The 23,007-nt window shown below is 66.3% G+C and carries 23 protein-coding genes; 8 read left to right on the plus strand and 15 right to left on the minus strand.

Annotated features, from left to right (window positions below; all coding sequences use genetic code 11):
* Positions 1-28 precede the first annotated feature (28 nt).
* The 6 genes from A5625_RS18790 to A5625_RS18815 are packed head-to-tail and all read right to left on the minus strand — an operon-like array spanning position 29 to position 6,457.
* Complete coding sequence (locus tag A5625_RS18790) at positions 29-787, minus strand: oxidoreductase (protein ID WP_066997197.1); 759 nt, start codon at positions 785-787, stop codon at positions 29-31.
* Between the two features lie 4 nt (positions 788-791).
* Positions 792-2,441: an ABC transporter ATP-binding protein gene (locus A5625_RS18795; RefSeq protein WP_066997296.1), complete on the minus strand. Its 1,650-nt coding sequence runs from the start codon at positions 2,439-2,441 to the stop codon at positions 792-794.
* Positions 2,438-3,313, minus strand: coding sequence for an ABC transporter permease (locus tag A5625_RS18800; protein ID WP_066997200.1), 876 nt, complete (start codon positions 3,311-3,313; stop codon positions 2,438-2,440). Before A5625_RS18800 ends, A5625_RS18795 begins: the two co-directional genes overlap by 4 nt.
* Positions 3,306-4,232, minus strand: coding sequence for an ABC transporter permease (locus A5625_RS18805; RefSeq protein ID WP_066997202.1), 927 nt, complete (start codon positions 4,230-4,232; stop codon positions 3,306-3,308). Before A5625_RS18805 ends, A5625_RS18800 begins: the two co-directional genes overlap by 8 nt.
* A gap of 2 nt (positions 4,233-4,234) precedes the next feature.
* On the minus strand, positions 4,235-5,863 hold the full coding sequence (locus A5625_RS18810; RefSeq protein WP_197516151.1) for an ABC transporter substrate-binding protein: 1,629 nt from the start codon (positions 5,861-5,863) through the stop codon (positions 4,235-4,237).
* A gap of 48 nt (positions 5,864-5,911) precedes the next feature.
* On the minus strand, positions 5,912-6,457 hold the full coding sequence (locus A5625_RS18815) for a DUF4232 domain-containing protein (protein WP_082984462.1): 546 nt from the start codon (positions 6,455-6,457) through the stop codon (positions 5,912-5,914).
* Between the two features lie 151 nt (positions 6,458-6,608).
* Between A5625_RS18815 and acs the strand changes: the two genes are divergently transcribed.
* Positions 6,609-8,561: an acetate--CoA ligase gene (acs, locus tag A5625_RS18820; protein WP_066997302.1), complete on the plus strand. Its 1,953-nt coding sequence runs from the start codon at positions 6,609-6,611 to the stop codon at positions 8,559-8,561.
* 9 nt (positions 8,562-8,570) lie between these two features.
* On the opposite strand, the gene A5625_RS18825 is transcribed toward acs, so the two are convergent.
* Positions 8,571-9,269, minus strand: coding sequence for a serine protease (locus A5625_RS18825; RefSeq protein WP_156748363.1), 699 nt, complete (start codon positions 9,267-9,269; stop codon positions 8,571-8,573).
* 252 nt (positions 9,270-9,521) lie between these two features.
* On the opposite strand from A5625_RS18825, the gene A5625_RS18830 reads away from it, so the two are divergent.
* The gene (locus tag A5625_RS18830; protein WP_066997215.1) at positions 9,522-10,067 is read left to right on the plus strand and encodes a phage holin family protein; all 546 of its coding nucleotides are present in this window, start codon (positions 9,522-9,524) and stop codon (positions 10,065-10,067) included.
* A complete protein-coding gene (locus A5625_RS18835; RefSeq protein WP_066997219.1) occupies positions 10,068-11,033 on the plus strand; it encodes an alpha/beta fold hydrolase in 966 nt (321 codons plus the stop codon).
* Between the two features lie 5 nt (positions 11,034-11,038).
* On the opposite strand, the gene marP is transcribed toward A5625_RS18835, so the two are convergent.
* From marP to nth, 4 genes are read right to left on the minus strand one after another with little or no spacing between them, the layout of a single operon-like run.
* The gene (gene marP, locus A5625_RS18840; protein WP_156748365.1) at positions 11,039-12,232 is read right to left on the minus strand and encodes an acid resistance serine protease MarP; all 1,194 of its coding nucleotides are present in this window, start codon (positions 12,230-12,232) and stop codon (positions 11,039-11,041) included.
* A gap of 11 nt (positions 12,233-12,243) precedes the next feature.
* On the minus strand, positions 12,244-13,062 hold the full coding sequence (locus A5625_RS18845; RefSeq protein WP_066997225.1) for a CoA pyrophosphatase: 819 nt from the start codon (positions 13,060-13,062) through the stop codon (positions 12,244-12,246).
* Positions 13,063-13,091: 29 nt separating this feature from the next.
* Positions 13,092-13,748, minus strand: a complete 657-nt coding sequence (locus A5625_RS18850; RefSeq protein ID WP_066997227.1) for a TlpA disulfide reductase family protein — start codon at positions 13,746-13,748, stop codon at positions 13,092-13,094.
* A gap of 22 nt (positions 13,749-13,770) precedes the next feature.
* On the minus strand, positions 13,771-14,451 hold the full coding sequence (nth, locus tag A5625_RS18855; protein WP_066997229.1) for an endonuclease III: 681 nt from the start codon (positions 14,449-14,451) through the stop codon (positions 13,771-13,773).
* A gap of 173 nt (positions 14,452-14,624) precedes the next feature.
* On the opposite strand from nth, the gene A5625_RS18860 reads away from it, so the two are divergent.
* Together A5625_RS18860 and crp are read left to right on the plus strand one after the other, a co-directional pair.
* Positions 14,625-15,020: a hypothetical protein gene (locus A5625_RS18860; RefSeq protein ID WP_232003755.1), complete on the plus strand. Its 396-nt coding sequence runs from the start codon at positions 14,625-14,627 to the stop codon at positions 15,018-15,020.
* Positions 15,021-15,125: 105 nt separating this feature from the next.
* Complete coding sequence (crp, locus tag A5625_RS18865; protein ID WP_036465140.1) at positions 15,126-15,800, plus strand: cAMP-activated global transcriptional regulator CRP; 675 nt, start codon at positions 15,126-15,128, stop codon at positions 15,798-15,800.
* A 232-nt stretch (positions 15,801-16,032) separates the two neighbouring features.
* Here crp and A5625_RS18870 read toward each other — a convergent pair whose 3' ends face one another.
* Genes A5625_RS18870 through A5625_RS29225 form a run of 3 tightly spaced genes read right to left on the minus strand, consistent with a single transcriptional unit; the run spans position 16,033 to position 17,460 of the window.
* On the minus strand, positions 16,033-16,833 hold the full coding sequence (locus tag A5625_RS18870; RefSeq protein ID WP_066997235.1) for an MBL fold metallo-hydrolase: 801 nt from the start codon (positions 16,831-16,833) through the stop codon (positions 16,033-16,035).
* A 5-nt stretch (positions 16,834-16,838) separates the two neighbouring features.
* Positions 16,839-17,294, minus strand: coding sequence for a RidA family protein (locus A5625_RS18875; RefSeq protein ID WP_066997237.1), 456 nt, complete (start codon positions 17,292-17,294; stop codon positions 16,839-16,841).
* 4 nt (positions 17,295-17,298) lie between these two features.
* A complete protein-coding gene (locus tag A5625_RS29225; protein WP_007772224.1) occupies positions 17,299-17,460 on the minus strand; it encodes a DUF4177 domain-containing protein in 162 nt (53 codons plus the stop codon).
* Between the two features lie 70 nt (positions 17,461-17,530).
* Between A5625_RS29225 and A5625_RS18880 the strand changes: the two genes are divergently transcribed.
* Entirely contained in the window at positions 17,531-18,550 is a 1,020-nt protein-coding gene (locus A5625_RS18880; RefSeq protein WP_066997240.1) for an ArsA-related P-loop ATPase, read from the plus strand.
* Positions 18,547-19,704 (plus strand): ArsA family ATPase, encoded by a 1,158-nt coding sequence (locus A5625_RS18885; RefSeq protein ID WP_066997243.1) that lies wholly within the window; start codon positions 18,547-18,549, stop codon positions 19,702-19,704. Before A5625_RS18880 ends, A5625_RS18885 begins: the two co-directional genes overlap by 4 nt.
* 139 nt (positions 19,705-19,843) lie before the next feature.
* Here A5625_RS18885 and A5625_RS18890 read toward each other — a convergent pair whose 3' ends face one another.
* Positions 19,844-20,194 (minus strand): WhiB family transcriptional regulator, encoded by a 351-nt coding sequence (locus A5625_RS18890; protein WP_066997245.1) that lies wholly within the window; start codon positions 20,192-20,194, stop codon positions 19,844-19,846.
* Between the two features lie 353 nt (positions 20,195-20,547).
* On the opposite strand from A5625_RS18890, the gene ponA2 reads away from it, so the two are divergent.
* Positions 20,548-22,998: a transglycosylase/D,D-transpeptidase PonA2 gene (ponA2, locus tag A5625_RS18895; RefSeq protein ID WP_066997248.1), complete on the plus strand. Its 2,451-nt coding sequence runs from the start codon at positions 20,548-20,550 to the stop codon at positions 22,996-22,998.
* The last annotated feature ends 9 nt before the right edge of the window (positions 22,999-23,007 follow it).

Consider the following 23,007-nt stretch of genomic DNA (forward strand, 5'->3'; position numbering starts at 1 on the left):
TTTCCGGTGACCTTTTTCCCGGCCTTGGCTACCGATTCGACATCGCGTCGGCGATGGACAAAGCCTCTTGCGCACCGGCTTTCATCGCGCGGCAGCACAGCACCAGCCAGCTCCCCACCCCCTCCGGCGTTCCGCCCGCGAATCCTTGCGCCGCATCGCGATACGCCGCGGGCTGACGCATCCAGCTGACCTCGGGCACACCTAGCCCGTGGGGGTCCAGCCCGCTGGCGATGGTCACCAGCCTGGACACCGCCCGAGCCACCACGCCATCGGAACTGCCGAACGGCTTCAGCGTCAGCAGTTCGCCGTGGGCGACCGCGGCAAGCACCGGCGCCGGCACCTGGGTGCGGCCGTTCACCAGGTCCGCCAACAACTCCAGTCGCGGCCCCACGCCGGCATCGGCACGCGGGCGACCCAACCGCTCGTCGTCGACCTGTTCAGCCGCGGCCAGCACGTGCAGACGGGCCAGCGCCTGCAGCGGTGCCCGTCGCCAGATGGCCACAACGGGACCTTCGCCACCCTCCAGCGCCTGGGCCACCCGAAGCGCTCCGGCAAACACCGGATCACTGATCTGCCCGGCATCGGCGAGATCCTCCAGCCGAACCGGGCCCCCGTCCAGAACCGACGACGCGCGCGCGGCCCGTAGCGCCGCCTCGGCGGCGGTCACCGGCCAGCCCCGCAGGTTGGCGCGATGGCGGTGGGCACGACCCAACGCGTCGCGGGCACGGTCACTGGCCTCGGCGACACCGGGCAGCTCCATCAGGGGGGCCAGCGGATCAACCGTCACAACCTCACAACCTATCCCTGTCGGATTCACGCGCGCGGGGGATGGCATCCAGCAACTGCCGGGTGTATTCGTCTCTGGGGTCGGTGAACAGTTGCTCGGTCGGCGCCTGCTCCACCACGCGGCCGACCCGCATCACCAATACGTCGTCGGCGATCTGCCGGATTACCGCCAAGTCGTGGCTGATGAACAGGTAGGCCAAACCCAGTTCGGCCTGCAGCTCTGCCAACAGGTCGAGAATCTGCGCCTGCACCAAGACGTCGAGCGCCGACACCGCTTCGTCGCAAACCAGCACCTCGGGCCGTAGCGCGAGCGCCCGCGCGATCGCCACCCGTTGCCGCTGCCCGCCCGACAGTTCGCGGGGCAACCGGTCCACGACCGATGACGGCAGCGCCACCCGCTCGACGAGGTCGTGCACCGTTTGCGCCCGCTGCCGTCGACCACCGACGCGGTGGATGCGCAGCGGCTCCTCGATGGCGCGAAACACCGAGTACATGGGATCCAAACTGCTGTAAGGGTTTTGAAATACCGGCTGCACCCGTCGGCGGAAGGCCAGTTGCTTGGCCCTCGGCATTCTGTCGTCGACGCGGGTGCCGTCGAAGTCCACCGTGCCCGACGTGGGCGCCAAGAGGCCGAGCACCATCCGCGCCAGCGTCGACTTGCCCGACCCCGACTCTCCGGCGATCGCCAGGGTGCTCGCGCGGCGCAGCCGAAACGACACTGTATCGACCGCACGGAATTCGGCGCGCCGCCATGGCGCCCCGTGGGATTCCCGGTAGACCTTGGTCAGCGCGGAGGCGACGAGGATGTCCGGAGCATCCTCGGCTTGTTCACCGGGCGCACCGGTGCGGGCTTGGGTTTTGGTAGCGCTTCGTACTGCCAGAGCCGGCGCCGCGGCCACCAACCGCCGGGTGTAGTCGTGTTGCGGGCTGCGCAAGATCGACCGTGCCGCACCGGTTTCCACCACGACTCCGCGATGAACGACGACCACGGACTCGGCCCGTTCGGCGGCCAGCGCCAGATCGTGGGTGATCAGCAGGAGCGCGGTACCGAGTTCGGTGGTGAGCTGCTGCAGATGGTCGAGGACCTGTCGCTGCACCGTGACGTCCAGCGCGGACGTCGGCTCGTCGGCGATCAGCAGCCGTGGCCGGCCCGCCAGCCCGATCGCGATCAGCGCACGTTGGCACATGCCACCGGACAGCTGATGCGGGTACCGGTCGGCCTGCTTCGCCGGGTCCGGCATGCCGGCCGCGGCGAGCAGTTCGACCGCACGCTGCCGCGTCCTCCGGTCGGTTGTATTGGCCCGCAGGGCTTCCCGGATCTGGAAGCCGACTTTCCACACCGGGTTTAGGTTGGTCATCGGATCCTGCGGGATATAGCCGATCTGTTGGCCCCTGATCGAGCGGAGCGCCCGGCGATCGGCTGCCGAAATGTCGACGCCGTCGAACATGATGCGCCCGGCCGTAATTCGCCCGCCTGGCGGAAGGAGACCGAGGATGGCCGCGGCGGTGGTGGATTTACCCGATCCGGATTCGCCTACGACGGCGACGGTCTGGCCGGGCAGCACGCGCAGATCGAGGCCGCGCACCGCGCTGTGATCACCGAACGCGACCTTTAGGCCCTCGACCGCCAACAGCGGCGAAACCACGCCGCTCATGTCCGCCACGCCCTCGATGCTGGGTCCAGGGCGTCGCGCAGTGCGTCGCCCATCATCATGAAGGCCAGCACGGTCATCGCCAATGCGCCGGCGGGATAGAACAGGATGGGTGAGCCGGCCCGCAGCCGCGTCTGGGCAAGGTTGATATCGCCACCCCAGGAGATCACCGACGGCGGCAATCCGACGCCGAGATAGGACAAGGTGGCCTCGGTGACGATGAAAAGGCCCAAGGCAATCGTGGCCACCGCGATCACCGGACCCAGGGCGTCGGGCAGCGCATGCCGCAGCAGGATTTGAAACCTACTCATTCCCAACGCCTTAGCGGCCAGCACGTAGTCGCTAGCGCGCACCGCGAGCACCGCGCCGCGCGCGATCCTGGCCACTTGCGGCCAACCGAACAACGCGAGGATCGCGATGACGGTCCACACCGTGCGATGGTGCAAAACCTGCATGAGGACGATGGCGGCCAGTAGCAGCGGCAGACCGAAGAACACATCGGTGAGGCGGGAGACCACCGCGTCGATCCAGCCGCCGTAAAAACCGGCCAGTGCACCCAGTGCACCGCCGACGACGAACACGATCAGCGCGGAGAACAGTCCAACGGTGACCGACGCCCGGGCGCCGTAGACGGTGCGGGCGTAGACGTCGTGGCCCTGCAGGTCGGTGCCGAACCAGTGCGCCCCCGACGCGGGCAGCAGGCTCTGGCTGGGATCGGCGTAGGCCGGGTCGGCGGCGGTGAAGAGCGACGGAAACATCGCGACGGCAACGATGAACAGAATCAACAGGGCCGCCCCGATGAACTTCGGGCGCCGGCGCAGCCGACGCCACGTCTCGCGCCAGAAGCCGCCCCGTGCGGAGATCGCCTCAGCCATAACGGATCCGTGGGTCCAGCGCGGCATAGAGCAGGTCCACCAGCAGGTTGGTGACCAGATAGATCAGCACCAGCACGGTCACGATCGAGACCACCGTGGGGGCTTCTTGCCTGGTGACGGCTTGGTAGAGCACACCGCCGACCCCGTGGATGTTGAAGATGCCTTCGGTCACGATGGCGCCGCCCATCAGCGCTCCCAGATCCGCGCCCAAGAACGTCACCACCGGGATCAGCGAGTTACGCAGGATGTGCACCGTCACCACCCGGGGCCGTGACAATCCTTTGGCGGTGGCGGTCCGGACGTAGTCGGCGTGTGCGTTGGCGGCCACCGCGGAGCGCGTCAAGCGCACCACGTAGGCGAACGACACCGCGCCCAGCACGATCCCGGGCAGCAGCAGGCGAGCGAAGGTCGCTGTCTCCCCCACCGTCACCGGCGCGACGCCCAACCGCACCCCGAACACGAACTGCGCCAGGAACCCGAGCACGAAGATCGGGATCGCGATGATGACCAGACCGGTGATCAGCACAGTGGAATCGAAAAGCCCGCCTTGACGCAGACCGGCGACCACGCCGAATCCGATTCCCAGCACCGCCTCGACGGCAAGGGCGATCAGCGAGAGCCGCAGGGTGACCGGAAAGGCATGGGCGAGAACGTCTCTGACCGGAAGCCCGGAGTAGGCGCGGCCGAGGTCGCCGTGCAGAACACCACCGAGGTAACGCAGGTACTGCACGATGAACGGATCGTCGAGGTGGTAGCGGGCCCGCAGCGCCGCGGCGACGGCGGGTGTCAGCGGGCGGTCGCCGGCCATCGCGGCCACCGGGTCGCCGGGCAGCAGAAAGACCATCCCATAGATCAGCAAGGTGGCGCCCAGGAAGACGGGCACCATGACGGCGATCCGGCGCGCGATGTACCAACCCATTCTCAGGCCTTGACGATGTTTTCGTAGTCGGGCAACCCGTTCCAGGCGACCTTGACATTGCTCGCCTGAGCTGACCACCCGACCACACTGATGTAGTACCACAGCGGAACAACGGGCATGTCGTGGAGCAGGATTCGCTGCGCGTCATTAGCCAGCACGGTGGCGCTCGGCAAGTCGGGTGCTGCTTCGGCCGTGGCGAGCGCGGCGTCGAACTTCGCGTTGGAGTAGCCGACGTCGTTGGATCCCGCACCGGTGGCGTACAACGGGGCGAGGAACTCGATCATGGACGGGTAGTCGCCGATCCAGCCGGACCGGAACGCGGAGTCGATGGTGCGGTTGGTGATCTGCGTGCGAAACCCGGCGAAGGTGGGTTGGGGTGCACCGACGGCATCGATGCCCAGCACGTTCTTGATGCTGTTGGCCACCGCGTCCACCCATTCCTGATGGCCGCTGTCGGCGTTGTAGGCGATGGCGTATCGCCCGCTCCACGGCGAAATGGCATTGGCTTGGGCCCAGAGTTGGCGTGCCCGTTCGGGATTGAAGTCCAGGGCGGCACTGCCCGGGATGTTCGGATCGAATCCCGGCAACGAGCTGGCGGTGAAGTCGTGAGCCGGGCTGCGGGTGTTGTTGAAGATCTGCCGACAGATCTGCGGACGGTTGATGGCCGCCGACAACGCCAACCTGCGCAGTCGGCCTTCCTCACCCCCGAAGTGCGGTAGCCGCAGCGGAGTGTTGAGGGATTGACTGACGGCGACGGGTCCGCTGACGAAGTTGCCGCCCAGGTCGCGCTGGTAGATCGTCAGCGCGCTGGACGGAATCGTGTCCAGCACGTCGAGATTGCCCGACAGCAGGTCGGCGTAGGCGGTGTCCAGGTTGGCGTAGAACTCGAACCTCAACCCCTTGTTGCGCGGCTTGCGATTGCCGTGGTAATCGGGGTTGGGCCGCAAATCAATTCGGACGTTGTGCTCCCAGGCCACCCCGTCGGGACCGTCGGCGAGTTTGTAGGGGCCGTTGCCGATCGGATGCTGACCGAAAGTGCTCATGTCCCGAAAGGCGGCCTGCGGCAACGGATAGAACGCGCTGTGGCCCAGCCGCAGCTTGAAGTCGATGGTGGGTGCCTTCAGCCGCACGGTGAACTCCAGGTCGTTGATCACTCGCAGCCCGGTCATGGTGGTCGCCGCCGGTTTTCCGTCACCGGTCAGGCCGGCGACCGCGTCGAACCCGTCGATCGGGCTGAAAAAGCTCTGCTGCAGTTGCGCATTGGTGCTCAGCGCCCCGTAGTTCCACGCGTCGACGAACGAATGGGCCGTCACCGGCGAACCGTCGGTGAATGTCCAACCGGGTTTGAGCACGATTCGGTAGTTGACGTTGTCGGTGGTGTCGACCGACTGGGCGACCTCGGGCGACGGGTTGCCGGCGGCGTCGTAGGACATCAGCCCGGCGAAGAGTCGATCGAGGATCCGGCCGCCCAGGCTGTCGTTGGTACCAGTGGGTATCAGAGGGTTCGGCGGTTCCCCGCCGTTGACCACCACCAGATCCGGGCTCAGCACACCGCCACCACAACCGGCCAGCGCGGCGACCGCGAGCACCGCGGCGGCAACCGCGGCCAACAAGGCCAACGGGGTCCGCATCGCACGCATGACATCCGACCCTAGGGCCTGTCGCCGTCACGGCGATGCTTAGACCGCGGTGATGGGGTGGACCTGCAATTCGCAGGCGTCGATGGTGGCCGACACGGTGCGCACGATTTCGGTGTCGGGCGGATTGACGCGCAGATCGGTGTAGGTCGGGCATGGGTCACCGGCGCCGTCCACGGCCATCCCCTCCACGACCGCCTGCCCCTGGGTTGATATCGACAGCAGCACGGTGGGCACGGCGTCGACGTCAGCCGGCAGCCCGCCCAGATATCCCCGCGGGGTGGGCCGGGCATGGATCAGTGGCCCGCCGGCGCCCGAATCCACCCAGGCGTATCCGGTGAGCGTGCACGGCTCGGCACCGCCGGCCAGGGCGAACAGCAAGGTCACCCCGCGATGCCCCACCGCGGCTTCGGTCGGGGAGGCGGTCACGGCGACCTGCTCCGACCGGCACGGTGTGGCCTGGTCACCGCTCTCCAGCGGCGGCACTGCGGATGCCTGCGGCCCCAGTGCGGTGGCCGCCGCGTAAATCGTTGCGGCCGTGGCAAACCTAAGAACTAGTCGACGGTTGCCCCGCCCATGACCTGGCACACCGGTGATTATCCGGTATGACGGCACCCGTTGACCCCGGATTCGCGGCTACGGCTATCCCTCGCATAGCTACACCTCACCCGGCTAGGCTCGCAGTCGGCCAAAGCGCATGGCCGCCGAACGGCGCAGTCTCGACACAGGAGAGAAGCCAGTGACCGCCACCAATACCGCAGGGCCCTCGTCGTATCCGCCGCCGGCGCAGTTCGCCGAGCAAGCCAACGCAGGTGAGGAGCTCTACCGCGAAGCCGAGCAGGACCGGCTGGCCTTCTGGGCCAACCAGGCCAATCGGCTGTCCTGGGCGAAGCCGTTCACCGAGGTGCTGGACTGGTCGGAAGCACCTTTCGCCAAGTGGTTCGCCGACGGCAAGCTCAACGTCGCCTACAACTGCGTGGACCGCCACGTGGAGGCCGGCCACGGGGACCGGGTCGCCATCCACTGGGAGGGTGAACCCGTCGGCGATCAGCGCAGCCTGACTTACTCCCAGCTGCAGACCGAGGTGTGCAAGGCGGCCAACGCGCTGACCGATCTCGGTCTGGTCGCCGGTGACCGGGTCGCCATCTACCTGCCACTGATCCCCGAGGCGGTGGTCGCGATGCTGGCCTGCGCCCGCCTAGGTCTGATGCATAGCGTGGTGTTCGCCGGCTTCACCGCCAAGGCGCTGCAGGCGCGGATCGCCGACGCTGAGGCCAAGCTGCTGATCACCAGCGACGGACAGTTCCGTCGCGGCAAGCCGGCCCCGTTGAAGGACGCCGCCGATGAGGCTGTCAAGGACGACGACAGTCCCGTCGAGCACGTTCTTGTGGTGCGGCGCACCGGAATTGACGTGTCCTGGACCGACGGCCGCGACCTGTGGTGGCACGACGTCGTCGACCCCGCCTCCCCCGAACACACCCCCGAGCCGTTCGACGCCGAACAGCCGTTGTTCCTGCTCTACACCTCCGGGACCACCGGCAAGCCCAAGGGCATCGTGCACACCAGCGGCGGCTATCTGACCCACGCCTCCTACACGCACTATTATGTCTTCGACATCAAGGCCGACACCGACGTCTTCTGGTGCACCGCCGACATCGGCTGGGTGACCGGCCACACCTACGGGGTGTACGGTCCGCTTTCCAATGGAGTGACCGAAGTCCTGTACGAAGGCACGCCCGATTCGCCCAGCCAGCACCGCCATTTCGAGATCATCGAAAAGCACGGCGTCACAATCTATTACACTGCGCCCACGCTCATCCGTACCTTCATGAAGTGGGGACGCGAGATTCCCGACGCACACGACCTGTCCAGCCTGAGGCTGCTGGGCACGGTAGGTGAACCGATCAACCCCGAAGCGTGGCGCTGGTATCGCAAGGTGATCGGCGCCGATCGGCTTCCCATCGTGGACACCTGGTGGCAGACCGAAACGGGCGCCACGATGATCTCTCCGTTGCCGGGCGTGGCTGCGACCAAACCGGGTTCGGCCATGGCCCCGCTGCCCGGCATCTCGGCCAAGATCGTCGACGACCACGGCGACCTGTTGCCACGCGGCAAGGACAAGGGCGAGCACGTCACCGGTTACCTGGTGTTGGACCAGCCGTGGCCGTCGATGCTGCGCGGCATTTGGGGTGATCCGGAACGCTACGTCGAGACCTACTGGTCCCGGTTCGCCGAGCAGGGCTGGTATTTCGCCGGCGACAGCGCCTATTACGACTCCGACGGCGCCATCTGGGTGGTGGGCCGCATCGACGACGTCATGAACGTGTCGGGGCACCGGCTGTCCACCGCGGAGGTGGAGTCGGCGTTGGTCGGCCACTTCTCGGTGGCCGAGGCGGCGGTGGTCGGGGCGACCGACGAGACGACCGGTCAGGCCATCTGCGCGTTCGTCGTGCTGCGCGCCGATTACGAAGTGCACGACGGGATCGTCGACGAGTTGCGCGTCGAGGTGGCCCGGGAGATCTCACCCATCGCGCGCCCGCGCGAGGTTCACGTGGTGCCCGAGTTACCCAAGACCCGCAGCGGCAAGATCATGCGCAGGTTGTTGCGCGACATCGCCGAGAACCGCGAATTGGGCGACACCTCAACGCTGCTCGACCCCGGCGTGTTCGACGCGATCAGGGCGGCGAAGTAGTCGGCGCGGTCAGCCCGGCAGCGGGCTGAACCCTGCACCGGGCCGATGTTTGGCGTTGATGTCGGCCAGGACCGCGTTGAACGACACCACCACCGCCGGCGTGTGCAGCGGAATGTATTTGATGATGCACGTCGGCAGGTTGTCGCTGAACGCTCCGTGGATCATCCCGACCAACTCATTGTTGACGGTCACCGGTGCGCCGGAGTCACCCGGTTGGCCGCAGACCTGCATGACGATGGTGCCCGGCGACTGACCCATGCCCCAGGTGACGCCGCACGAATTGCCGGTTGTGCGGCCCTGTTTGCAAGCGATCTCGCCGAAGGCGGGGTCTGGACCGAGGCCACTGATCAAGAAGCCGTTGAAGTTGGCCACCGGCGTCACCTTGGCCGGGTCGAACTTGATCACCGCATAGTCCAGGTTGTCGTTGCCCGACACCATGGTGCCCAATACGCCCGCGTTTTCCGCGCCCTCGGCGGCGACTTGGGCGCCGGGGCCGCCGCAATGCGCCGAAGTGAAACCGATCAGCTCGCCCGCGGCGTCGCCGCCGATGGTGGTCAGGGTGCACATGGTGTCGCCGTTGACGACGATGCCCGCACCACCGCCCATCGGGATCCTGACGTCAGCGGCGGCCGCGCGGACAGGCAAACCCATCGCGGCCACCAGCAAGGCAGCCATCGCCACTGAGAAGCACCGGTGCGCCCTTGGCACAGCACCAACTCCCATCGGTCGGCCGGACATCACGACCGGCTTGGCCGAGTGTAATCGGCCAGGATGTGATCTTCGCTCTGGAAAAGCGCGTCGGCCGCACGGCGTCGCCGACTGCCTTCCGTCCGAACCGAACTGGGCGTCGGCCGCTCGAACCTGCGGCGCGCTGCTCGGCTGGCCTCGTCTGGCCTGGCGACGCATGGCAACATAAACCGCGACGACAGCGAGCCGGGCAACGATGAAAGAGGACCGTCTGTGAGCAAAGCCGATGGCAAGAACGGTGTGCCCAGCACCCTGACCACGATTCCGTTGACCGACCCGCATGCCAAGCCGGCCGAGCCGTCGATCGGTGACCTGATCAAAGATGCGACCACTCAGGTTTCCACGCTGGTGCGTGCCGAAGTCGAACTGGCTCGTGCCGAAATTACCCGGGACGTCAAAAAGGGTCTCACCGGCAGCGTCTTCTTCATCGCCGCGCTGGTGGTGCTGTTTTACTCCACCTTCTTTTTCTTCTTCTTCGTCGCCGAACTGCTCGACACCTGGCTGTGGCGCTGGGCGGCGTACCTGATCGTGTTCGGGTTCATGGTGGTGGTCGGCGCCATTCTGGCCCTGCTGGGCTTCCTCAAGGTGCGCCGGATCCGCGGGCCGCGCGAGACGATCGAATCGGTCAAAGAGACGCGCAGCGCGCTCACGCCGGGCCACGAGAAGGCTCCGGGCAGCGCCCCCAAGCAACTTCCCGAGTCGCACGGCAAGCATGCGCGGGCCGGAAACGGCGCTGCCGCCGATCCATCGGGTTGGTAGATGGCGCCGCCGGATCCGTCGGTTACCCGCATCGAGGGGCCGTGGCGCCATCTCGATGTGCACGCCAACGGCATCCGCTTCCACGTCGTCGAGGCGGTGACGGCCGGCGACGCCGACGGCGTCCCGGCGACAGCACGCCCGCTGGTGATGCTGCTGCACGGGTTCGGATCGTTCTGGTGGTCCTGGCGTCATCAGCTTCGCGGACTGCGCGGGGCGCGAGTGGTTGCCGTCGACCTGCGCGGCTACGGCGGCAGCGACAAGCCGCCCCGCGGTTACGACGGCTGGACGATGGCCGGCGACACGGCCGGACTCATTCGGGCGCTGGGCCACTCCTCGGCGAGCTTGGTGGGCCACGCCGACGGCGGGCTGGCCTGCTGGGCCACCGCCTTGCTGCATCCACGGCTGGTGTCGGCGATCGCACTGATCAGCTCACCGCACCCGGCGGCATTGCGGCGTTCCACGTTGACGCGACGCGACCAGGGTTGTGCACTCCTGCCGACGCTGCTGCGATACCAAATACCGATGTGGCCCGAGCGTATGTTGACCCGAGACAACGCCGCCGAGATCGAGCGCCTGGTACGTAGCCGTAGCTGCGACAAATGGATTGCATCCGAAGACTTTTCCGAAACCATTGGTTATCTGCGGACGGCGATTCAGATCCCGGCGGCCGCGCACTGTGCACTGGAATACCAGCGCTGGGCCGTACGCAGCCAGTTGCGCGACGAGGGCCGGCGCTTCATGAAGTCGATGTGTCAGCAGCTCACCGTGCCGCTGCTACACCTGCGCGGCGAGGCGGATCCCTACATGCTGGCCGACTCGGTCGATCGCACCCAGCGCTACGCCCCACAGGGGCGTTATCTATCCATCGCTGGCGCAGGGCATTTCAGTCACGAAGAAGCACCTGAGGAAATCAACAGGCACCTCACGAAATTCCTCGAGCAGGTGCACCTGTCCCGAGCCATGTAACTGGCTCAGCCGACGCAGGATCCGGTGCCGACCAGTTGGGTGTCGCCGACCCTGGCAAGCTGACTGGCTACCTCGTCGGCGGTCAACACGAAGCCGGTATCGGGGTCGTCGACGGCAGCACCGAACACCACGCCGAGCACATGACCGTCGAGGTCGATCAACGGTCCACCCGAATTGCCTTGCTCCACACTGGCTCTGATGGTGTAGACGTCGCGGGTGACTGGCGCCGGATCCCGGTAGATGTCGGGGCCGCTCAATTTGATCAGCTCCCGAATCCTGGCCGGTGTCGCGGTGAAGTTGCCACCGCCCGGATAGCCCAGGACTACCACGCTGGCACCGGTTTTCGCGTCACCTTGGGCGAAAGACAATGGGGGCGGCGGCAAATTGGGCACGGCCAGGATCGCGACGTCGACGGACGGATCGTAGGACACCACGGTGGCGTCCAGCGGATTGCCGCTGGCATAGATCTGAACGCTGTTGGATCCGGCCACCACGTGCGCATTGGTCATCACCCGGTCGGGTGCAATCACGAATCCACTGCCCTCCAACACTTTCTGGCAGCTGGGGGCCAGGCTGCGCACCTTGACCACGCTGGGCGCGGTGGCCTGCACCACCGGATTGCTGGCCAGCTCGGGATCGGGTGAGGCGACCGGAATGACCGGGGTGCGGCTGAACGGCTCCAGCACCGCGGGCAGCCCGGAGGTGTTCAGCAGCGCGGAAAGCCGCTTGGGCACCGTCTTGAGCCAGGGCGGCGCTACTTCGTTGACGCGAGCCAAAACCCGTGAACCGCGGACCGCGGCGGCCAGCTCCGGCTGGTCCTTCGACTGCGTCAGCGGCGTCGCCAGCAACCACGCCGCAGTCAGCACCACGACCAGCTGCACCCCCACCCCGATGATCGAGTCGACCGTGCGGATGGAGCGGCTGCGGATCGCGCCGCGGACGGCGCGCCCCAACACCACACCGGCGACCTCACCGACGACGACCAGCGCGAGGATCAGGAACAGTGCCGCAAACAATTTCGCGCGCGGGGCGGCGATGTGGCTGACCAGGTGGGGTGCCAGCAGCACCCCCGCGATCGCGCCCAGCAGTACGCCCACAAACGAGAGCAGCGAGCCCAATGCCCCCGATCGCCAACCCGAGATCGCCGCGATGAAGGCGACCGCCAGAACGGCGACATCCAGCCACTGCGACGGGCTCATCGAATTCAGATTCATCGCCGGGACCCGTCCTCGCCGCCGACCAGCGCCATCGCCGCGTCCAGCTCCCGCTCATCGCTGGTGTCCCACGGCTGGGCCCAGCCGGCGACGTCGAGCAGCGCTGAGATCACCTGGCCAGTGAATCCCCAGACCAGCATCTCGTTGAGCAGAAACGCCGGTCCGGCCCACCGGCGGCCGAGATCGCCGCGGTAGACCATCAGCCGGTTCTCCGGATTGATGAAGGCGCGCACCGGAACTCGCGCCACGACCGCCGTCTCGGCCTCGTTGACGACGGCGACCGGGCCGGGGTCGGGCGAATAGGCCAGTACCGGGACGACGTGGAATTGCGACGGCGCGATGAACATCTTTTCCATCGTCGCCAGGGGAGTCAGCTTGCTGACGTCGATCCCGGTTTCCTCGCGGGCCTCGCGCAGGGCGGTGTGCACCGGACCGTCGTCGGTGGGGTCGGCGGCGCCACCGGGAAACGCCGCCTGGCCGGCGTGGTGACGAAGGGTCGACGCCCGCACGGTGACCAGCAGATCGGCGTCATCGGGGATACCGCCATCGGGCGGGCCGGATTCCGGACCGGAGAACAGCACCAGGACGGCGGCTTCGCGGCTGGCGCCGCGCAGGGTTGCCACCGCCGACACGGCCTTACTGGTGATCATCGCCAGCACGTCGGCCGGCAGGCGGCGCCGGGCCGCATCCGGAACGTCATCGACGTGGTCGACCAGTGGACGCAGCCAGGACGGGCTGGCGTCAGGCTTCAGCGGAACGGCCCCGGGCGCGCGGGCGGGGTCCCCATTCCGCAGGGGCGAACCCCCAGAACTCACGGCCCCTCCAGTCGGTTCAATTTTTCCGCTTATCCCCTGTCGTTGCCGATCGCGGCCGCGATCTCGTCGGCAGAGTTGAAAGCTCGTGGCAGCGTCTGGGCAACGCTACCGTCCGGCCGGAGCACCACCGTCGCGGGCATCACATTTACCACGTGCAGCGCGGCCGCTACCCGGCGACGACCATCTTGCAGGGTCGGCAGGCGCACACCGAGCTCGGCCAGTCGCAGCAGAGCGGCCGTCTCGTTCTCGTCTTGATGCACCGTCACCACCATCACGTCCGAACCGGCCCGACGTTGATACTCGGCCATCGCGGGCAATTCGGCAGCGCACGGCGCGCACCAATATGCCCACAAGTTGAGGACCACCCGGCGCCCGGCCACCGCGCGGGCGACGTCGACAACCGAACCGTCGGCGGCGCATTCGGCCGTCACACCGCGCAGCGCCTCAGGGCCGGGGCTACTTCCGGCGCCGGGACACGGCGGCAAGCCGGCACGCTGTCGCGGACCTGACAATGCGGCGGGGGTATCAGCGTCGCGGTGTTCCCGGTCGGCCCCTGTTTGGCTGCTCGCGGGCGTCGACGTTGAGGAGGAGTCATCGCGCAGCTGGGCGACCAGCGCCGCGATCAGCGCCGCCACCACTGCGAGAATCGCAATGTGCCAGCGGGCCTTCCGGGTCAGCGTCGGCATTGCAGGGTCGGTCGAAGCGGGCTTACAGCCCGGCCAAGGCGAGCAGGTGCTCGGTTTCCGGGCCCTTCACCAGAGGCGCCGCCAACGCGGCTTCGGTGGGGCCGAGACCGAACGAGGGGCAGTCTTTGGCGATCAGGCAGACGCCGCAGGCCGGTTTGCGCGCGTGGCACACCCGCCGGCCGTGAAAGATCACCCGGTGGCTCAACATGGTCCACTCACGTCGTTCGATGAGCTCGCCGACGGAGTGCTCGATCTTGACCGGATCCTTCTCCGTGGTCCAGCGCCATCTGTGCACCAGCCGGGCGAAATGGGTGTCGACCGTAATGCCGGGGATTCCGAACGCGTTCCCCAGAATGACGTTGGCCGTTTTGCGTCCGACTCCGGGCAAGGCGACCAGTTCGGCCATGGTCGAAGGCACTTCACCGTGAAACCGCTCGACCAGAGCCTGGCCCAGGCCGATCAGCGAGGTCGCCTTATTGCGGAAAAAACCGGTCGGCCGGATCAGGTTTTCCAGTTCGTCGCGGTCCGCCTGCGCATAATCCAGCGCCGACGGATAACGCTTGAACAAAGCCGGCGTTGTCAGGTTGACCCGTTTATCGGTGCTCTGCGCCGAAAGGATGGTAGCCACCGTCAGTTCCAGCGGCGTGGTGAAGTCGAGCTCGCAATGCGCGTCCGGAAACGCTTGTGCCAGAGCACGATTCATTCGTCGCGCTCGGCGCACCAAGCCGGCCCGGGTCTCCTCGGACCAGCGTCGGGCATCGGCGCCGCCGGCGCGAGCCGATGTTGATTTCGAACGCCCGGACGACTTTGCCGCTGTCACGTACGACAGAGTACTGATTTCGTGATCTGACTGAGACCCCGTGTTGATTCCAGGCCATGTTTACTCTTCGTGTGTCGTGGTTGCTGGTGGCCGGTGTTCCGGCGCTGCTGATGCTGGCGGCGCTGGGTCTTGGGCGGCTCGAATCCGAGCTTGCCCCCAGCCCCTTGGCAGTAGCCGATGTCGACGAGTTTCTCGAGCGTGCAGGCGGTGTGGATATGCACACGCTGGCCTGTGAAGGCATGCCGGAAGCGCTGGAATACCTGCATCGCCGCGAGGCCCGGCAGCTATCCGAAGCCCCGCCGGACGGGCGCAGCGCCGGACCACGTCACGCCGCGCCGTCGTTTGCGATCGGATTCGTGGACCGCGATGAGATGACATTGCCGACTCGTATACACGGCCATTCGCATGTCGATCCGCAGTTTAAGGCACCTCGACACGCCAATCGTGTGTAGCGTTGGCACGTTAGACACAATGGCGTTCCTCTAGACTCGTCACGCGAGCAAGGGGTTAGCCTGCCCGTATCACATTTAATTTTTTGGGAAAGTTGAAGAGGCAACGTGGACGAGATCCTGGCAAGGGCAGGAATCTTCCAAGGGGTTGAACCCGGCGCAGTCACAGCACTGACCAAGCAGCTGCAACCCGTCGACTTCCCCCGCGGACACACGGTCTTCGCCGAGGGGGAACCTGGCGACCGGCTGTACATCATCGTCTCGGGGAAGGTGAAGATCGGTCGCCGTTCACCCGATGGACGCGAGAACCTGCTGACGATCATGGGCCCATCGGACATGTTCGGCGAATTGTCGATTTTCGACCCGGGTCCACGGACTTCCAGCGCCACCACCATCACCGAGGTGCGCGCGGTGTCGATGGACCGGGATGCGCTGCGGGCGTGGATCGCTGACCGGCCCGAGATCGCCGAGCAGCTGTTGCGGGTGCTGGCCCGACGGCTGCGTCGCACCAACAACAACTTGGCCGACCTCATCTTCACCGACGTGCCCGGCCGGGTGGCCAAGCAGCTGCTGCAGCTTGCCCAGCGGTTCGGCACCCAAGAGGGCGGCGCGATGCGGGTCACCCACGATCTGACGCAAGAAGAGATCGCGCAGCTGGTTGGGGCTTCCCGCGAGACGGTGAACAAGGCACTGGCCGACTTCGCCCACCGCGGCTGGATCCGACTGGAGGGCAAGAGCGTGCTGATCTCGGATTCCGAGCGACTGGCCCGCCGAGCGAGGTAAGCGCGGGCGTAGCCCGGGCGCAACCGAGCGAGCATCAAACCCCGAGCGAGGTAAGCGCGGGCGTAGCCCGGGCGGGTTGCGCGGCCGGCGTTGCCACAACAGTCACATTGGCACCGTCTGGGGAACCATAAAGCGAGTTTCAAACGTGCTAGCGCCGGCGCTAGCACGTTTCAGAAGCACTCCGCACTTCCAATCCCCGAACGCCTGGGGCAATAGTGACTGCCGTGAACAGCTAGGCCGTTGGCTCGGAGCGCAAATAGTTCAGCTGCACCTGCACCGACCACTCGGCGGCATCCCAGAGCTTCTCGTCGACGTCGACATAAACGTGTTCGACGATCCGGCGGGCGCTGGCATCCTCCCCCAGCTCCCGCAACGCGGAACGCACCTGCTCCAGACGCTGCTGGCGATGCACGAGATAGCCCTGCGTGACGCCTTCCAGATCGGCCAGATCCGGACCGTGTCCGGGCAGCACCGTCCGCCGGCCCAGGCCGCGCAGTCGCCGCAACGATTCCAGGTAAGCGGTCAGACTGCCGTCCTCCTTATCGAGGACGGCAGTGCCGCGGCCCAGGACGGTGTCGGCGGTCATCACGGCGTCGTCGAGCAGGAAGGACAGCGAATCGGCGGTGTGGCCGGGCGTCGCCATCACCTTGATCTTGAGGCCGGCGGCATCGATCACCTCGCCGTCGGTCAGTTCGCCGCCGAGACCGCGCAGAAAACCGCTGCCCGCCGAGCGAACCGTCGCGCCGGTCAGTTCGACCAGCTTGTCGATGCCGTCGGTGTGATCGCTGTGCCGGTGACTTATCAACACCAAGGCGATACGGCCCAGCGCGGCAACCCGCGCGATGTGCTCGTCGTCGTCGGGGCCGGGATCGACGATGACCAGCTCGTCGCTGCGCGGGCCGCGCAGCACCCAGGTGTTGGTGCCCTCCAGCGTCAGCAAACCGGGGTTCTCGGCCAACAGGACCGACGCGGTCTCGGTCACCGCCCGCAACTTGGCGTATGCGGGATGGGTCAGCTCGGCAGCCTCGGTCACGGACGTCAGCCGACCTCGACGATCAGCTCCACTTCCACCGGCGCGTCCAGTGGCAGCTCGGAGACGCCGACCGCCGAACGCGCATGCGCACCCTGCTCGCCGAACACCTCGGCGAGCAGATCGGAGGCCCCGTTGATGATGCTCGGCTGACCATTGAACCCGGGGGCCGACGCCACGAACCCGACGACCTTCACCACCTGGGTCACCGCGTCGATGCCCACCAGCGAATTAATGGCTGCCAGCGCGTTGAGCGCACAGATCCGCGCCAGCGCCTTGCCGTCGTCCGGGCTGACCTCGGCGCCGACCTTGCCGGTGCCCATCAGCTTTCCGGCCTGCATGGGTAACTGCCCAGCGGTGTAGACCAGGTTGCCGGTGCGGACCGCGGGTACATAGGAGGCCAGCGGCGCGACCACCTCGGGAAGCGTGAGGCCGAGTTGCCCTAGCCGGTCCGAAGCACTCATCCGATCACTTGGGACGCTTCAGGTACGCGACGTGCTGCTCGCCGGTCGGCCCCTGCAGCACGGACACCAGCTCCCAGCCATCGGCACCCCACTGGTCGAGGATCTGTTTGGTGGCGTGCGTCAGCAGCGGGACCGTGACGTACTCCCATGCGGTCGGTTGGCTCATGCCGCGAGCTTATCGGTCCGAGGTGAACCGCTCCGGCCAGCCCAAGGGCAGGTCGGGCTAGCATGCGAAGGTGGCAACCACATCGGGCGGCGGAACCGCCGTTGGCTGGCCGGCGCGCTTGACGAAGGCGCGTTTACATTTTGTGACCGGCAAAGGCGGTACCGGTAAGTCGACGATCGCGGCCGCGCTGGCACTGACGCTGGCCGCCGGCGGTCGCAAGGTCCTGCTGGTGGAAGTCGAGGGCCGCCAAGGGATTGCGCAACTCTTCGACGTGCCGCCCCTGCCGTATCAGGAGGTGAAGATCGCGACCGCCGAACGCGGCGGTCAGGTCAACGCCCTGGCAATCGACATCGAGGCCGCCTTCCTGGAATACCTCGATATGTTCTACAACCTGGGCATTGCGGGTCGAGCGATGCGCCGCATCGGTGCGATCGAATTCGCGACGACGATCGCGCCCGGTCTGCGCGACGTGTTGCTGACCGGCAAGATCAAAGAGACGGTGATACGCGTCGACAAGAACCGGCTTCCGGTTTATGACGCGATCGTCGTCGACGCCCCGCCGACCGGACGGATCGCACGCTTTCTGGATGTCACCAAAGCCGTGTCCGATTTGGCCAAGGGTGGCCCGGTGCATTCGCAGGCCGACGGCGTGGTGAAGTTGCTGCACTCAGAGCAGACCGCCATTCACTTAGTCACCCTGTTGGAGGCATTGCCGGTCCAGGAAACGCTGGAAGCGATCGAGGAGCTTGCCGACATGCAGCTACCGATCGGCAGTGTGATCGTGAACCGCAACATTCCCTCTTACCTGCAGCCGGCCGACCTGGCCAAGGCCGCAGAGGGACACGTCGATGCGGACTCGGTGCGAGCCGGATTGGAGAAGTCCGGAATCAAATTGAGCGACAAGGACTTCGCGGGCCTGCTGACCGAAACCATTGAGCATGCGACGGTGGTCGCTACCCGCGCCGAGATCGCGCAACAGCTCGATGCGCTGAAAGTGGCGCGACTGGAACTGCCGGCCATTTCCGACGGGGTCGACCTCGGTAGCCTCTATGAGCTGTCGGAATCACTTGCACAGCAGGGGGTTCGATGAGCACCACACCCAATCGTCTTGATATGGCCGCAATCCTGGCCGATACCACCAATCGTGTAGTGGTCTGCTGCGGTGCGGGCGGGGTGGGCAAGACCACCAGCGCGGCGGCGATCGCGCTGCGGGCCGCCGAATACGGGCGCAACGTCTGCGTTTTGACGATCGACCCGGCCAAACGCCTGGCACAAGCACTGGGTGTCAGTGCCCTCGGTAACACACCGCAGCGCGTCCCGCTGGCCGCAGAGGTTCCCGGCGAGCTGCACGCGATGATGCTCGACATGCGTCGCACCTTCGACGAAATGGTGGTGCAGTACTCGGGACCCGGTCGCGCACAGGCGATTCTGGACAACCAGTTCTACCAGACCGTCGCCAGCTCACTTGCCGGTACGCAGGAGTACATGGCGATGGAGAAGCTGGGTCAGTTGCTGGCGGAGGATCGCTGGGACTTGGTGGTTGTCGACACGCCGCCATCGCGCAACGCATTGGACTTCCTGGATGCGCCCAAGCGACTGGGCAGCTTCATGGACAGCCGATTGTGGCGGCTGCTGCTGGCTCCAGGCCGGGGCATCGGGCGGTTGGTAACCGGCGCAATGGGGTTGGCGATGAAGGCGATGTCCACCATTCTCGGTTCACAGATGCTGTCCGATGCCGCAGCGTTCGTGCAGTCACTGGATGCCACCTTCGGGGGCTTTCGCGAGAAGGCCGATCGCACCTACGCGCTGCTGAAGAGGCGCGGCACGCAGTTCGTTGTGGTGTCAGCGGCTGAGCCCGACGCGCTGCGCGAGGCGGCCTTCTTCGTCGACCGGCTGTCCCAGGAAGGCATGCCGCTCGCCGGACTGGTGTTGAACCGCACGCATCCGCCGTTGTGCTCATTGCCGGCCGAGCGGGCGATCGACGGCAGCCAAATGCTGGACCAGGAAGCCGACTCCGAAGCGGCATCGCTGGCCTCGGCGGTGTTGAAGATTCACGCTGAACGGGCGCAGATGGCCAAGCGGGAGATCAGATTGCTTTCCCGATTCACCGGAGCCAATCCGCACGTGCCGGTCGTCGGCGTTCCGTCGCTGCCGTTCGATGTGTCGGACTTGGAGGCGCTGCGCGCGCTCGCCGATCAGATCACTTCGGTCGGTGACGATGCGGGCCGGGCAGCGGCCCGCTGAGGAACCGGCCCATCGGCCACGTCGGTGACGATGCGGGCCGGGCAGCGGCCCGCTGAGGAACCGCCAGTTGGCTTACCTGCGGCTCCGCCTGCTGTAACAGAAATGTAATGACGAACAGCAGACGAGGCGGACCTGCAGCTTAGACGACGCTGCGGCTACGCCTCTTGTCGAAGAAGTCCGCCCAGGACACCACCTCGGGGTGCTGCTTGAGCAGGGCGCGGCGTTGCCGCTCGGTCATACCGCCCCAAACCCCAAACTCGACCTTGTTGTCCAGTGCGTCTGCTCCGCACTCCTGCATCACCGGGCAATGCCGGCAGATCACTGCCGCCTTGCGCTGGGCGGCACCACGGACAAACAGCTCGTCAGGATCGGTGGTCCGGCACAGCGCTTTCGAGACCCAGGCAATCCGTTCTTCGGCATCGACACTGCGGAGTACACCTTGTGCGGCTGCAATGTTTGTCCTACGCGCCGCCGGCCGTATTGGTGACACGAGCTGTTCCCTTTCCCTACCGGCCGCCCGTCACGGCCGCCCTCCTCGGGTGCAGATCTGACCTCGCGATCTACGCCACACCATGTCCTTCGGTGTTACCTGAATCTCACCGTGTGTCTAAGTTAGGTGGTCAGGTGCCAATTGCGCAACAGTCCGATAACGCTTTTTTTGGGACGGGCGTGCCGTCTCGGACCAGACAAGAGGCGAGAAAGTGATCTTGCACACCATGTTCCCAGCCTGAGCACTTACGCGGCCGTAAATTATCCGCACGCGGAGCAGGCCTTCGATTGACACGATTTTTGTGCCGAACATGCAGCGTGGCGGCGTGACTGAGGGCCGCTACTGTAGTACCCATGTCAGACCGCCCCCCGGCCGCGCTCACGATCCTCAAGCTTGCGGGGCTTTGTTTGTTGGCCAGCGTCGTCGCCACGGCGCTCCTGTTTCCCTTCGTCGGTGGAATAGGGCTGGTCTCCAACCGGGCCTCCGAAGTGGTCGCCAACGGCTCGGCTCAGCTTCTCGAGGGCGAGGTGCCGGCCGTGTCGACCATGGTCGACGTCAAGGGCAACACCATCGCCTGGCTGTATTCGCAGCGCCGCTTCGAGGTGCCCAGCGACAAGATCGCCAACACCATGAAGCTGGCGATCGTCTCTATCGAGGACAAGCGGTTCGCCGACCACAACGGGGTGGACTGGAAAGGCACCCTGACCGGGCTGGCGGGCTATGCCCGCGGCGACGTCGACACGCGTGGTGGTTCGACGATCGAGCAGCAATACATCAAGAACTACCAATTGCTGGTGACCGCGAAGACCGATGCCGAGAAGCGCGCGGCCGTGGAAACCACTCCGGCCCGCAAGCTGCGCGAGATCCGCATGGCCCTGACGCTGGACAAGACGTTCACCAAGCCCGAGATCCTTACCCGGTATTTGAACCTGGTGTCGTTCGGCAACGGCTCGTTTGGCGTGCAGGACGCCGCCCAGACCTACTTCGGCATCAACGCGTCCGACTTGAACTGGCAGCAGGCGGCGCTGCTGGCGGGCATGGTGCAGTCAACCAGTGCACTCAACCCGTACATCAACCCCGATGGCGCGCTGGCACGGCGAAACTTGGTGCTGGACACCATGATCGAGAACATCCCGCAAGAGGCCGACGCGCTGCGTGCCGCCAAGGCCGCGCCGCTGGGAATCCTGCCGCAGCCCAATGAGTTACCCCGCGGCTGCATCGCGGCCGGCGATCGGGCTTTCTTCTGCGACTACGTGCAGGAGTACCTCTCCCGGGCCGGCATCAGCAAGGAACAGGTGGCCCGGGGCGGCTACCTGATCAAGACCACGCTGGACCCCGACGTGCAGATCCCGGTCAAGGCCGCCATCGACAAGTTCGCCAGCCCGACACTTCCGGGCATCTCGAGCGTGATGAGCGTGATCCAGCCCGGCAAGACGTCGCACCGGGTGATGGCGATGGCCAGTAATCGCACCTACGGCCTGGACATCGACGCCGGTCAAACCATGCGCCCGCAGCCCTTCTCGCTGGTCGGCGACGGCGCGGGATCCGTCTTCAAGATCTTCACCACCGCCGCGGCACTGGATATGGGGATGGGCATCAACGCCACCCTTGAGGTGCCCGGCCGGTTTCAGGCCAAGGGCATGGGTAGCGGCGGGGCCAAGGGCTGCCCCAAGGACACCTGGTGTGTGGTCAACGCCGGTAACTACCGCGGGTCGATGAACGTGACCGACGCGCTGGCCACCTCACCCAACACCGCCTTCGCCAAACTGATCCAGCAGGTCGGCGTGACCCGCACTGTCGACATGGCGATAAAACTCGGCCTGCGGTCCTATGCCGATCCCGGCACGGCCCGCACGTATAACCCCGACAGCAATGAGAGCCTGGCCGATTTCGTCAAGCGGCAAAACATCGGCTCGTTCACCCTCGGTCCCATCCAGGTCAACGCGCTGGAGTTGTCCAACGTGGCGGCCACCCTCGCCTCAGGAGGCACCTGGTGCCCGCCCAACCCGATCGACAAGCTGGTCGACCGCAAGGGCAATGAGGTCGCGGTGACGACCGAGACCTGCGATCAGGTGGTGCCCGACGGCCTGGCGAACACCATGGCGAACGCGATGAGCAAGGACGCGTTGGGCGGTGGGACGGCGGCCGGGTCGGCCGGTGCGGCGGGCTGGGATCTACCGATGTCCGGTAAGACGGGCACCACCGAGGCGCACCGCTCCTCGGGCTTCGTGGGCTTTACCAACCACTACGCGGCGGCCAACTACATCTACGACGACTCCACCAACCCCACCGACTTGTGCTCGGCCCCGTTGCGCCACTGTGGCGAGGGCGACCTGTACGGCGGTAATGAGCCGGCGCGCACGTGGTTCACCGCGATGAAGCCCATTGCCAACAACTTCGGGCCGGTGCAGTTGCCGCCCACCGATCCTCGTTACGTCGACGGCTCACCCGGTTCGCGGGTCCCCAGCGTCGCCGGCCTGGATATCGATGCGGCACGGCAACGTATCAAGGAAGCGGGCTTCCAGGTCGCCGACCAGAACAACTTTGTCAACAGCAGCGCGAAACAGGGCGAGGTGGTCGGAACAACACCGAGCGGCGCAACGATTCCCGGCTCGATCATCACCATCCAAGTCAGCAACGGCATCCCGCCTGCCCCGCCGCCGCCACCGGCAGGTGCACCGCCGCCGGTCGGCTCGCAGGTCGTCGAGATTCCCGGTCTGCCGCCGATCACCATTCCACTGCTGGCGCCCCCACCGCCGCCGGCGGGTGGTCCGCCGCCGCCGCCCGGTGAGCCGCCCCCGTAAGGGGTCGTG

The sequence above is a fragment of the Mycobacterium sp. 1465703.0 genome (assembly GCF_001672975.1).
Taxonomy (GTDB): domain Bacteria; phylum Actinomycetota; class Actinomycetes; order Mycobacteriales; family Mycobacteriaceae; genus Mycobacterium.

Coding starts and splice junctions, on each gene's coding strand:
- A5625_RS29225 (WP_007772224.1), bottom strand. CDS start 17,460: ATGAGCCAACCGACCGCATGGGAGTACGTCACGGTCCCGCTGCTGACG.
- A5625_RS18805 (WP_066997202.1), bottom strand. CDS start 4,232: ATGGGTTGGTACATCGCGCGCCGGATCGCCGTCATGGTGCCCGTCTTC.
- A5625_RS18875 (WP_066997237.1), bottom strand. CDS start 17,294: ATGAGTGCTTCGGACCGGCTAGGGCAACTCGGCCTCACGCTTCCCGAG.
- A5625_RS18800 (WP_066997200.1), bottom strand. CDS start 3,313: ATGGCTGAGGCGATCTCCGCACGGGGCGGCTTCTGGCGCGAGACGTGG.
- A5625_RS18795 (WP_066997296.1), bottom strand. CDS start 2,441: ATGAGCGGCGTGGTTTCGCCGCTGTTGGCGGTCGAGGGCCTAAAGGTC.
- A5625_RS18860 (WP_232003755.1), top strand. CDS start 14,625: ATGTTTACTCTTCGTGTGTCGTGGTTGCTGGTGGCCGGTGTTCCGGCG.
- A5625_RS18850 (WP_066997227.1), bottom strand. CDS start 13,748: ATGCCGACGCTGACCCGGAAGGCCCGCTGGCACATTGCGATTCTCGCA.
- A5625_RS18835 (WP_066997219.1), top strand. CDS start 10,068: ATGGCGCCGCCGGATCCGTCGGTTACCCGCATCGAGGGGCCGTGGCGC.
- ponA2 (WP_066997248.1), top strand. CDS start 20,548: ATGTCAGACCGCCCCCCGGCCGCGCTCACGATCCTCAAGCTTGCGGGG.
- A5625_RS18810 (WP_197516151.1), bottom strand. CDS start 5,863: ATGCGGACCCCGTTGGCCTTGTTGGCCGCGGTTGCCGCCGCGGTGCTC.
- A5625_RS18885 (WP_066997243.1), top strand. CDS start 18,547: ATGAGCACCACACCCAATCGTCTTGATATGGCCGCAATCCTGGCCGAT.
- marP (WP_156748365.1), bottom strand. CDS start 12,232: ATGAGCCCGTCGCAGTGGCTGGATGTCGCCGTTCTGGCGGTCGCCTTC.
- nth (WP_066997229.1), bottom strand. CDS start 14,451: ATGAATCGTGCTCTGGCACAAGCGTTTCCGGACGCGCATTGCGAGCTC.